Raw genomic sequence first — 13,137 nt, 5'->3', positions numbered from 1 at the left:
CATGAGAAATCCAAAGACAATAACCGACCTGAAAGGCCGAAAATTCAGCGGCACTTTGTTGCCGAAAATCAAACGCATCCGCCAGGAGCCACGGCAAAAAATCCGCCAGCTTTTAAGAAGTTTCTTACCACTCGAAACGATCCGAGTAAACGAAAAACCAGTTAGCCGATCCGCTAATTCCGGCAACACTTTATAAACCTAACCCCTAACATTTATTCATCACCTCACCAAAGTTTAGGACACCTTCCCGAAGGAGATTTTCTTTAGCCCGCGTGGTCTAAGCAAAGATGTACTTTTGCATGCGCAAAAGAATCTTTGCTGGCCTTGAGGCCAGGGGATTTGCTCGGAACTCGCAAACCCTGAACTTTCAAAAAGTGTAGCTTATGACACGAAAGAAAGTGAACGAACCCGAAGATCTGCTTAGCCACAACCTCATCATAAGGGTTACTGAAAACACTTATAACCGGCTTGAAAAACTAAGAAAGGAAAGTAAAAATCTTTCTATAGCAGCCGTTGCACGCAAGATCTTATCAGGTCAGAAAATCAACCTTTACCACCACGACGTTTCCTTAAATCCTGTCATGGAAGAACTGGCCCTGATCCGAAAGGAACTTAAGGCGATTGGTGTCAATATTAACCAGATCACACGCAGCTTCAACCAGGACAGAACCGGAACAAGCCGGGTTTACCACGTTACCAAAGCAGCAGAATTATATAACAAGGTCGATGTAAAGGTAGACCGCCTGCTAAAGATCATATCCAAACTCGCAGAGAAATGGTTGCAAAAATGAGCACCGGAAAAAGTATCAGGGGAATGCTGCACTATAATGAAAACAAAGTGACCGCGGGCGAAGCCAATCTGATCATGGCCAGCGGCTTTGCAGGAGAAATAGACCAGATGAATTTCCAGCAAAAGCTTCAACGCTTTAATCACCTTACCGAACTGAAGCCCAACGTCAAGACCAATGCCCTGCACATCTCGCTAAACTTTGATGCCAGCGAAAATCTAAGCAATGCCAAATTGCAGGACATTGCCATCGCCTATATGGAGAAGATCGGGTTTGGCGACCAGCCTTTCCTGGTCTACCGCCATGACGATGCGGCGCACCAGCATATTCATATTACCACGACAAGTGTTACAGCAGCAGGCCAGCGTATTGACCTGCATAACATCGGAAAGCTATTATCAGAACCTGCGCGTAAGGCGATTGAACAGGAGTTTAAGCTGGTCAGAGCGGAAAGCAAAAAGTTCAAACAAGAACTTGGCATTAAGCCTGCCGACCTGACCAAGGCACGATATGGACACCTGCCCACCAAACGGGCGATCAGCAATGTGGTCACTGCCGTAACGAGGGATTATAAATATACTTCACTCGCTGAACTGAATGCTGTGCTCAAAAACTTTAATGTAGTTGCCTTGCGTGGTGCCGAGCATACCGCCATGTTTGAAAAGAAAGGCCTGATGTTTTCACTTATCGATTCCAAAGGGAAAGCCCTGGGTGTGCCGATCAAGGCCAGCTCCTTTTACAGCAAACCAACGCTAAGGAATCTGGAAAAGAAATTTGAGCGGAACATTGAAAAGCGCAAGGTTTACAAAGAGCCGTTGAAGAACGTCATTGATCAAACGCTTCGAAAATATACCGCCATCAGCAAATCAACCTTTGTGGCGGAGCTTAAAAACTACAACATCCAGGTGGCTTTCCGCAGTAATGAACAAGGCCGCACTTATGGCATCACCTATATCAACCACGGTAACAAAACGGTTTTTAACGGCAGCGACCTAGGCAAGGCCTACAGCGCAAAAGCATTGATAGAGCAGTTTGCCACTACGGATAAGGTAAAAGTGAAACCGCAACAAACCTCACTGCTTACCAAAAACAGGCCATCGGTGAGCCTGCTGGAAAAGGAACAGAAAGACCTGCCGAACCTGTTGGACAGGGAATCCGATAAATTATTGCAATCCCTGATGGAAAATCCGAACAGGGAGGACGGTAGCCCACTCATGCCAAGAAGAAAAAGAAAGAAACGCAAGGGCATGCGCTTCTAATGATTCCATTAACTATCAAATAAATACAGCTATGCAGACCGGAGAAGACACCCAGGGACTAAGAAAGATCATCGACTTTACAAGGCTCATCAGCCTGTTTATACTCAGTATCCATTTTTACATCAGCTGTTATGCAGCCTTTCAGGCCTGGCACCTGACAGCGGAGATCACTACCCGCATTGTACTCAATATTGGAAAGACCGGGCTTTTTACGGGTATGCTCAAACCTAAGCTTGCAGCACTCATATTCCTGCTCATTTCCCTGATCGGTGCCAAAGGCAAAAAGGAGGAGAAGATCAGAAAGGATACGATTGCCATTTACCTGGGCGGAGGACTGCTGTTATATTTTGTCAGCAGCCTATGCTTTTATCTGGCAGCATCCCCCGTTATCATAACCATCAGCTATATAGGTTTGACAGTTTTAGGCTACTTGCTTATCCTGACAGGTGGCGTACGGTTATCCCGCCTGATCAGTCTTGGACTGACCAAAGATATTTTCAATACGGAAAACGAAACCTTTCCGCAGGAAGAACGGCTGTTGGAAAATGAATACTCGGTAAACCTTCCGGCACGCTATGCCCTGAGAAAGAAGATCCGCAGTTCATGGATCAATTTTATCAACCCGTTCAGGGGCCTGCTTGTTGTCGGTACACCCGGTGCCGGTAAGTCCTATTTCGTCATCCGCCATGTGATTGACCAGCACTTAAAAAAGGGTTTTACCATGTTCATCTATGATTTCAAGTTCGACGACCTAACAAAAATTGCCTACAACAAGCTGATCAAATACAAGGATAACTTCAAGGTGAAACCACAATTCTACATGATCAATTTTGATGACCTGTCACGCACCCATCGGAGTAACCCGCTTGACCCGCAGAGCATGGAGGACATTACCGATGCGACAGAAGCGTCAAGGACGATCCTTTTGGGACTGAACAGGGACTGGATCAAAAAGCAGGGCGAGTTCTTCGTGGAAAGCCCGATCAATTTTTTAACGGCCATTATCTGGTACCTGCGCAGATACCGTGATGGCAGGTATTGTACGCTGCCGCACGTGATCGAACTGATGCAGGCTGATTATGAAGAGCTGTTCCCCTTATTAAAAGAAGAGGAAGAAATTAAAGTGCTGATCAATCCGTTTATTTCTGCCTACCAGAACAAAGCCACCGATCAGCTGGAGGGACAGGTTGCCAGTGCAAAGATCAGCCTGGCCCGCTTGTCTTCACCGCAACTGTACTACGTCTTATCTGGTAATGATTTCACGCTGGACATCAACAATCCCCAATCGCCAAAGATTGTCTGCATGGGTAATAATCCGCAAAAGCTGCAAACCTATGGCGCGGTACTTTCGCTTTACATCTCCAGGGTGATCAAACTGGCGAACCGGAAGAACCAATTAAAAAGCAGCCTGATCTTTGATGAGTTCCCAACCATTTATTTTAATAATATCGACAGCCTGATCGCTACCGCCCGTTCCAACAAGGTATCTACCACTTTAGGGATACAAGACTACAGCCAGCTAAAAAAAGATTATGGGCGGGAACAGGCGGAGGTGATCATGAACATTGTCGGCAATATCATTAGCGGACAGGTTACCGGCGACACGGCCAAGCAGCTTTCCGAGCGGCTGGGCAAGATCATGCAGGAACGTAACAGTGTCAGCATCAATAGTTCGGATACCTCGGTCAGTAAATCCACACAATTGGAATACGCGGTGCCCGCATCAAAGATTTCTGGCCTGTCTTCGGGTTCCTTTGTTGGCATGTTGGCAGATAACCCGGACGAAAAGATCGAGCTGAAAATATTTCACAGCGAAATACAAAATGACCATGCGGCCATCAAATTGGAGGAGGATAATTACCAACCTATTCCGGCCGCTGCAAACGTGAGCGCATTGGATGTTGAAGAGAATTATAAGATGATCAAAGCAGACATCGCAGACCTGATCGAAAGGGAAATTAGTATTCTAAAAGCCAGAAAGGAAGCACAGAATTCGCCTAAAAAAGCTTCTAATCCTAATACAGAAAACAAAGAAATAGTTGAAAAACTAAAAAGCCTGCAGAAACCGACCCGAAAGAATATATCAAATTCGGTAAAACAAATTAAGACAAAGCCCAGGACGGAAAGTGATCTGGAAAAACCGATTTCAAGATAAATATTAAATCTTGATTTAGAGGAGCTGTTACCAAAACGTAAAATAAACGAAGATAAGTTGCCGCAGCCGTTTCTTTTGTGCTTCAGCTAAACAAAACGCGGAACCACTTACTCAAGATACTGGAGAGCAACAACACAAACTTAATGAATGATAAGCAGGGTCAAAACAAAATCAGATACGGGCATATACAAATACAACTTCAAGACGTTGACCATAAGCAAAAGCAACTAAGTAAATTGGAGATAATAATGACTGAAACCACAAAAGCCGAAGCACGCGATAAATGAGGTTATTTAATGATTGGTTAACAATAGTAGATTAGTTTTGTAAAAACATTCGCATATGCAGCCTGCCGTAAACATTAAAATAGGAACTTCACAAATGTACTTATGGCTAATCCTTTTCATTTTTTTTGTTCAGAGTTCCTGCAAAAAAGACAATAACAGTAAACCTGATTATCTCTCCGGAACTAATGAAAATATCAACACTTGGATACTGGACAGCCTGAAAAGATATTACTACTGGAGTGATGCACTTCCTCCGAATCCTAATATCAAAGAAAGTCCAAAAGATTTTTTTACCACAGTACGCAATACAGCCGATCGGTTCTCTTACATCATTATACCTAATGACCCTTCAACCAACGCTCCAAACAACAAAAATTTTGGGTTTGATTATATTACTGTTAAAGAACAAAGCACAGGACAGGTCATCGGAATTATTAAGTTAGTATTAGATGAGTCGCCTGCTTTTAGAGCAGGATTAAAACGTGGAGATTATATCCATAAGATTAATGGTAAACCGTTAACAGAGGCTAACGCACAGGCTTTACAACAGGAGATACTTAGCAGTACTCACTTCCAGCTTGGTCTTGCTGAACTTAGTAATAATACATGGGTCGATACGCGTTCTGTTGATATTAATACAGGTATTATATTAGATCAATCGGCAATTAGTAAGGTGATAGAAAACGATGGTAAAAGAATAGGCTATCTTTATTTTCAAGACTTCAATCCTGGACTTGCAAACTCATTGAGTAGTGTATTTAAGGGTTTTAAAAGTGCAGGTATCACAGAATTTATTCTTGACCTGCGCTATAATTCAGGCGGACAGGTGGCTGAGGCGGCCAGCCTTTGTGCAATGATAGCTCCCGGCATTACTTATGATAAGCCTTTCATCACGTATAAAGGTAATAGAAACGGCGGCGTAAAGACAGAATCAATAGGAAGCGCTGCGACTTTTGACGGCACCGTTAATTTTAATACATTGTTACAAAATAACCTGAGTTTAACCAGGATTTTCATTTTAGGTACGGGTGCAACGGCATCAGCATCCGAAGTAATAATCAACAATCTGAAACCCTACATGCAGGTAGTGCTTATCGGAGAAAAAACTAGAGGGAAAGATGAAGCATCTTTCAGGATTTTTGACGCTCGTGTCCCTAAAAAAGTTCAATGGGAAATTCACCCGATCGTGTACAAGCTATTTAACGCTTTAGGAAACGGTGGTTACAGTTCGGGTATTACTCCTGATATAACTATTAATGAATTGGCTTCATTGCCATTATTGCAATTAGGTGAACCAGCAGACCCTTTAATTAAAGCCGCCATAGCAAGAATCACCGGCAAGGCTATTGCATCGCTAAATAACTCGAATCCGCTTAAAATAAACGGTTTGACCGCAGGAAGAATATTAACAGATACACGTACACAAACCGCTCAAAATAGCATGGTTATTACCCATCATTAACGCTAATGAAAAATCTTGCAAGCTTAACATTAACTTAAAACTGGACAGCTATCTTGCCTTTGTCTAAATAAAACCTATGAAACAATTAGATGAATATACAAACGAGCAACTTTTGAGTGAGGTCCTAGGTGGGAATTGCACTGCTTTCAATGAAATTTATCTTAGATATCGCCTGAAGGTTCTTCATCATGCACACCGCTTTACCCGTTCAATGGAAGAAGCGGAGGAACTCACGCAAGACGTATTTGTCCGCCTTTGGGAAAACAGATCCAAAATCGATCTTTCTAAAAATTTTGAGGCATTTTTATTTACCTTGATTCGCAATAGCTTTTTGGAAACATTAAGGAAACAAGCCAGAGCAACCATTTATAATAATCGATACAAAAAAGAAGAGCCGTTGTGCAATTCGGTAGAAGATTATATAGACTTTAAAGAATGCCAGCAGATTACCGCTTATGGGATTGAAAACCTATCACCTCAGGTCAAGATAGCTTACCTTTTAAGCCGTGAGCAAGGCAGGTCGCACGAGTATATCTCCAGGCAGATGGGTATCTCTAAAAATACTGTAAACAATCACTTAAAGCAATCACTTAAAATCCTTCGCAAGTGTTTTAAGGTATATTCCCCGGAAACAATTCTTTCGTTAACAATTATGCTTTTCTGGTAAAACTGGTCTGTCACGCTTTTATTCGTCTAAATTTGATCAATACTATGTTGCCCGTAAGGGCAATTCTTATTTATTAACTATCTGCCTGGTTTTCTGAAACCTATCTAATATCAACACTTCGGCTAATCGAGCCTCAATAATACTAAATTATTTTTCTCTGATTACCAATATGTTATATACTATTTTCAAAAAAGTGGAAGTAACATATAGCCATCGTTGGCATTTCAAACATATATACCTATAGAAGCAATTGAAAGAGAATTATTACAAGAATAGAAGTGAAAGAAAACAAAGAAATACAAAGATTATTTAAACTTTACCTGGAGGGCAAAACCAATGCCCGACAGGAAGAAATATTATTCCGCTATTTAGCCGATAACAGAAACAAAAATACGGAGTTCCATGAAAAGATCCAGGAAGTCTGGCTGAATGAACCTGCTTTGAAGGATCACTCGGAAGAAGCCAAAGATGGGCTTAAGCAAGTATGGTCAAAATTAGAGCAGAAAGAACAACATAAAATTAACCGTTACCAGATATTGAAATATGCCGCGTCTGTTGTACTTGTGCTTTCGGCAGCTTTTGGATGGTACAGCCATCAAAAGCATCAGCCGTTAAACAAACAGCCGATTGAACTTTTGAGCAAAATAACAGGAAAAGGTGAAAAGTTAAAGATGATCCTGCCGGATAGTTCAGTAGTTTACCTTGCCGGGGAAAGTAGATTGACTTGGCCGTCACGTTTTGTCAAAGGAGGCCATAGAAATATCTGTTTGGAGGGAGAAGCTTTTTTTGAAGTAAAAAGAGATACCTCCAGCCCATTTATTATTAGTACAGGAAAGATACAGACCCAGGTATTAGGTACTTCATTTAACATTTATGCATACCCGAAAGACCGGACATTCAGCGTAGCAGTTCGTACAGGGAAAGTTAAGGTATCTGAACGTATAGGGAATAAGATATCGACCCTTTCGATGTTAACACCGGGAATGAATCTGGTATACCACATTGAAAATGGTAAACATGTCGTGAATCTGGAACGGAAAGATGAAATAAATAGCTGGATTGAAAACCATTTTGTGTTCCGCAATGAAAACATGCTTCGCATGCTCAAACGTCTCGAAAGATACTACAATGTCCGTTTTGAGCTAAAGGGCAACGAAATGACCGATTGCCGGTTTAATGCTACTTTTTCTAATAAAAACATTAAAGATGTAATGGAACAACTTAAGGTGATGAGCGGAGGCAATATGCAGTACGTAATCAGTAAGGATAGCAAATTAATTATTATAAGAGGGAAAGGATGCCAATGATAGCATAATATACTTAATACTTACAATTTAAGTAAGGATAGACATCTACCCTTACCGCATAAACGAAAGGATAAATTAACATAACTAAAAAGCCGCCCTGCGTCAACAGAACGGCCCATAAACAAAAGTTTTTAACTCGTGAAAATTAAAAAACGTCTTGAACCTATGAAAGTAGGATTTTACACACATATAAAAGAATATTTTAAAAATTTGAATTGGAGGCCCCTGCTTGTCATTACGGTGCTATTCTGCTTATTATGTACTAACGGAATGGCTGTTGCTCTGAGCCAAGTGATTAAGGAACGCGGCATAAGCCTGAAAATAACCGCGGTAAGTATTCCGGAGGCTCTTTCAACGCTTGAGGAAAAGGCAGGTTGCTCAATTAACTACAATAAATCTATTTTCAATATTAACAGTAAAGTTTCAATCGAAGTAAAGAATATGGAGCTCGCCCAGGTATTACAAAAAATGCTTGCAGGCACCCGTGTAACCTTTAAGTTTGCCGATCAGCAGACCATACTGCTTTATAAACTTCCGGACCCGTTAAAGCCAGGCAGAATCTCGGGTAAAATCCTTGACGAAAAGGGAGAAACGCTTCCCGGCGCAACCATTAGGGTTATAGAAAATGGAACTGGTACGCAAGCCAGTGTAGACGGGGCCTATATTTTAAATATCAACCCTGGAACTTACACATTAGAGATCAGCTACCTGTCTTATCAAACGCAGCGTATTACCGGTGTCATAGTTACTGAAGGGAAAAATACGCCTTTGGACATCTCCATGAAACCGACAAACTCATCTTTGAATGAAGTAGTAATTACTGCAAGCTACCGTAAAGCTTCTGTAGAGGGATTGCTTGCACGCCAGAAGAATGCGTCAGAGATAAGCAACGGCATCAGTGCCGAGCAAATCGCCAGAACTCCTGATAGGAATATTGGCGAAAGCTTAAAACGTATTAGTGGGGTAAGCACTATTGATAATAAATTCGTTATAGTTCGTGGGATAGGCGAACGTTATAATTCGGCAATGCTGGATGGTGTGATTTTGCCTAGTACCGAAGCGCAAACACGTAATTTTTCTTTTGACCTGATACCTTCCAACTTAGTAGATAATGTAGTGGTAAGCAAAACGGTTACGCCGGATATGAACGCCAGTTTTGGAGGTGGATTAATCCAGATCAATACGAAAGATATTCCAAATGAAAACTTCTTAAGTTTTACCGCCGGTACCTCTTATAATGACCAAAGCACCGGAAAGGATTTTTTAAGCCATAAGCGGGGTAAATATGATTATTTTGGATTTGATGACGGCAGGCGCTATTACCCTGAAGGTTTACAGCATACCAGCCTAACTACAGAACCAAATACTGGTTTAACCGACGCCGAGTATCAGAAAAAAGTAGATGACCAAAGCAAACGGTTCAAAAATGACAATTTTACCTTGTATAAGTATAAAGCCGCTCCCTCACAAAATTACCAGTTTACCATCGGCCAGTTATATTCATTAGATACTACCGGAAAAAATAAATTAGGATTTACGAGTGCTTTGAGCTATCGCAACATACAATCCATCAATCAGTTTGATCAGCAGCGAAGAGGTGATTGGAATTTTAATGCTAATAATACCGGTGCCTCATATGATTTTAATACCACCTTGGGGGCCTTGTTAAATGTGGGTTTACAGTTAGGTAATAACCGGTTTAGTTTTCGTAATACCTACACTCACTTGTACGATAATACCCTGGTAAGAACCATTGGTTATGATAGCAATAATGGAACAGATGATATAACTAAAGGTTTACTCGCTAACCGTATACAAGAAGTGGACGACCCTACCTTTACTGATCTTTTACAAAACAAGTTAGGCGGTCAGCATCAGTTAGGTAAAGTTAAAATAGAATGGAACGCAGCAAGGACTTCTATTGACCGCAAGGAAAAGGACTTAAGTATAGCAACTCAAAGGCCATTACAGGTAGGAAACGACTATCAATATTTTTATTATACCTCGCGGGTTGGTGACCCTCAAATTAATCCTACCTCCCGTCATAATTATCATAATCAGGAAAAAAATTATTCCTGGAACATAGATGCAATCGTGCCACTTTCCGTAGCCAAAATTAATAATTCTGTAAAGGCGGGATATTTTGGCATACTTAAAAAAGCGACATTCGACTGGCAGATTGCATCGTTAGTATCCAGCGGTCAATTAGCGGACAGCTTGAATTACATTCCAATAAGTGAAATGATCAATCCCGCCAATTTTGGAGCAAACGGCTATAATTATTTAATTACGCCTTACTTTTTAGATGCTTATGAAGGGAAGAGCATTACCCAAGCTGGTTACCTGATGCTTGATAGCAGGCTTATGGAAAAATTACGGCTTGTTTGGGGGATCAGGGCGGAATATTATAAATATACCGAAATTAAGAATGGCTCTAATGTTCCTGGCACAGAGTTTAAATTGCCAGCAGATCAAGCCTGGCAGTGGTTGCCATCAGCCAACCTTACTTACAGCCCAACCAGCCGAATTAATATCCGTGCAGCGGTGTCAAGCAGTGTAATAAGACCCGAACTTATGGATAATAGCCAGTTTTTTAAATATAACCCCAACTTAGGTGCACTATTTGGGAACCAAGGTTTAACAAGCACCAGAATTAATAGTTATGATATTAAAACCGAATGGTTCCCTGGTGCCGGAGAGATTATTTCAGCCGGGGCATTTTATAAAAAATTTGATAAGCCAACAGAACTTACCTTCATATTGGTAAATGGAAATATTAACTATTATCTTCAAAATGCAGACCAGGCTCAGGTGTATGGATTGGAATTTGAAGCAAGGAAGAATTTTGGCTTTATCAGTCAAAACAAATTTCTGAGAAACCTAACAGTTTACAGTAATCTCACGCTGCAAAAATCAAATGTAGTAGCATCTTACCGCATTGTTAATCCCGATACAGAAGTCGGTGGCAATATCACCGTAAACGTTAAGCAAAAGCGAACCATGTATGGCCAGTCGCCTTATCTGATTAATGTTGGCTTACAATACACTGGAAATCATTTTGGATTTAACGTCTTATACAATAAATCTGGCTATAAAACTTATATAGTAAGTTCTTTACTTGATCAGATAGAATACGAAAAACCACGTGAGCAAATAGATGCGCAGGTAAGTTATAAATTTTTTCAAAACAAATTTGAGATCAAGGTAAACGCGGCAAATCTTTTAAATTCCGCATCTACTTTTTTTGTAAATACGGGTAGTTATGAAGCTAATCCCGATGATAAGGGCGATGGTGACCAAAGTGATGCCAAGCGCTTGAAACCAGGTTTTACTAACAAGTATGAAGAGGGTGACCAGATCAGGTATAGGCAGAAATTCGGCCGTACCTACAGCACTTCCCTAACTTATAATTTTTAAAGCGAATACATGATGCATGTAGAATATCATCAATTAATTAACATTAAAACAGAGAGGAGACAAGAATGAAGTTTCTGTATATCCGCCATTAAATAACGAAGGGCCGTATCAGAGCCCTTCGTTTAAAACCGATGCATTGTGGCACCCGGCAGGATCAGGAACACACCTGAAATATGATATACTACCACTTCCGAAAAGGAAAAACCTTTAATAACCAAGGGTTGATAAAGAATGGCAGTTAATTTAACATGAATTGGCTGTGAAGGTAATAAAAAATGAATACAAAAGAAAAGAATTGCATTTCTAGTCTCGAAAGATATGTGATGTAGAGTCATTCGTTTCTTAGACTATTCGTTATGAACAAATTATAAAAACATGGGAAACATAAAAAACAGACTGCTTCCCGGAAAAACAAACAAAAACATGAAAAATTATTTAGCAATAATGATGATTCTGGCTACAGGACTTTCATTTACCTCATGCAAAAAAGATGCAAATTCAAACAATGAATTTACTAACCGCAGTACATCAGCTGCTGATTACTCTCAATCATCTCTTCCCGTGGTTACCGTTAGCGGTGACATTACCACCAGTACAACCTGGACTTCTGGTAACGTGTACGAACTTAGCGGAGTAGTTACGGTAAAAAGCGGTGCAACCTTAACCATTCAGGCAGGTACCTACATCAAATCAACTGTAAATACAGTGGGGGGTCCAGCAAATGGCGTATTGGTAATTGCAAAAGACGGCAGCATCAATGCAACTGGAACTTCAACCAACCCCATTGTTTTCACTAGCCGAAGCTTACTGGATGGTAATGCAACAACCGTTGGAAAACCTGGTGACTTTGGTGGTGTGATCATTTTAGGAAATGCGGTAGTAAACGTAGCAAATAAATTGATCGAGGGTTTGCCCGACCAACCTCAATTCCATTATGGTGGTTCAAGTGATGCAGACAATCGCGGTACATTTAAGTATGTACGTATAGAATTTGCCGGCTTTCAGTTAGCACCAAACATTGAGGTTAACGGCTTAACCCTAGGCGGTGTAGGTTCAGGTACTACTATCGATCACGTACAAACCTCTTATGGCCTGGATGATGGTTTTGAGTTCTTCGGTGGAAAAGTAAACCCTAAATATTTGGTTTCACTTGCATCTGATGACGACCAGTTTGATTTTGACAACGGTTACACCGGTTCTATCCAGTATGCTATTGCAGTGGCTGACGCATATTCAACACATAGCGCAAGCAGCGGCAACAGTGATTCAAACGGTATGGAATCAGACAACAATTCACCAACTGAAGATGCTACGTTTACCTTATTGCCAAAAACACACCCTGTGTTATCTAACTTCAGCATCGTTGGTACATCTGCAGCTACCTTATCGCCAGCTATTACAGCTCCTGGCTTTAAATATGGTATCCGCGAAAGAAGAGGTTCAGAAATTACGCTGAACAATTCACTGATTACTGGTTATCCTTCGGGTTTAGTTTTTGATGCTGATGCAAGTGCAACACCGTCAACCATTAATAACATCAGCGTTCATGGTTTTACTGCAGCAATATCTGTAGCCGCAGGTGCTTACACTGCAACCGGGACTAATTTAACATCAACTGCATTGGCAGCAGATAAATGGGGTATGTCACAACCATTTTATAACTCTGGAGCAGTTAATTTCCTTGCTGCCAGCGGTACAAAAGGTGCCATAACTACCACTTCAGGTAACTGGGTTTCAGGTTGGACTAAATTCACTTTCTAATCTATTCGACTGTCAACAATTTGACCGGGACGCG

General features: G+C 41.1%; 8 protein-coding genes. All 8 read left to right on the top strand.

What is annotated here, in order from left to right:
* Nucleotides 1-383: 383 nt before the first annotated feature.
* The gene (gene mobC / locus ACVW0P_RS19060) at nucleotides 384-791 is read left to right on the top strand and encodes a plasmid mobilization relaxosome protein MobC (protein WP_457133476.1); all 408 of its coding nucleotides are present in this window, start codon (nucleotides 384-386) and stop codon (nucleotides 789-791) included.
* The gene (locus tag ACVW0P_RS19055; protein ID WP_457133475.1) at nucleotides 788-2,047 is read left to right on the top strand and encodes a relaxase/mobilization nuclease domain-containing protein; all 1,260 of its coding nucleotides are present in this window, start codon (nucleotides 788-790) and stop codon (nucleotides 2,045-2,047) included. Before mobC (ACVW0P_RS19060) ends, ACVW0P_RS19055 begins: the two co-directional genes overlap by 4 nt.
* A 31-nt stretch (nucleotides 2,048-2,078) precedes the next feature.
* Entirely contained in the window at nucleotides 2,079-4,202 is a 2,124-nt protein-coding gene (mobC, locus tag ACVW0P_RS19050; RefSeq protein WP_457133474.1) for a conjugal transfer protein MobC, read from the top strand.
* 342 nt (nucleotides 4,203-4,544) lie between these two features.
* The gene (locus ACVW0P_RS19045; RefSeq protein WP_457133473.1) at nucleotides 4,545-5,951 is read left to right on the top strand and encodes a S41 family peptidase; all 1,407 of its coding nucleotides are present in this window, start codon (nucleotides 4,545-4,547) and stop codon (nucleotides 5,949-5,951) included.
* 76 nt (nucleotides 5,952-6,027) lie between these two features.
* A complete protein-coding gene (locus tag ACVW0P_RS19040) occupies nucleotides 6,028-6,618 on the top strand; it encodes an RNA polymerase sigma-70 factor (protein WP_457133472.1) in 591 nt (196 codons plus the stop codon).
* A 278-nt stretch (nucleotides 6,619-6,896) separates the two neighbouring features.
* On the top strand, nucleotides 6,897-7,925 hold the full coding sequence (locus ACVW0P_RS19035) for a FecR family protein (RefSeq protein WP_457133471.1): 1,029 nt from the start codon (nucleotides 6,897-6,899) through the stop codon (nucleotides 7,923-7,925).
* 138 nt (nucleotides 7,926-8,063) lie between these two features.
* Nucleotides 8,064-11,342 carry a TonB-dependent receptor domain-containing protein gene (locus ACVW0P_RS19030; RefSeq protein WP_457133470.1) on the top strand — a complete coding sequence of 1,093 codons (3,279 nt, stop codon included), beginning with the start codon at nucleotides 8,064-8,066 and terminating at the stop codon, nucleotides 11,340-11,342.
* A gap of 423 nt (nucleotides 11,343-11,765) precedes the next feature.
* Nucleotides 11,766-13,103: a hypothetical protein gene (locus ACVW0P_RS19025; RefSeq protein ID WP_457133469.1), complete on the top strand. Its 1,338-nt coding sequence runs from the start codon at nucleotides 11,766-11,768 to the stop codon at nucleotides 13,101-13,103.
* Nucleotides 13,104-13,137: the final 34 nt, after the last annotated feature.

Source organism: Mucilaginibacter sp. UYNi724, assembly GCF_054057495.1.
The sequence above is the reverse complement of the archived record's forward strand: the minus strand, read 5'-3'. Positions and strand labels throughout refer to the sequence as shown.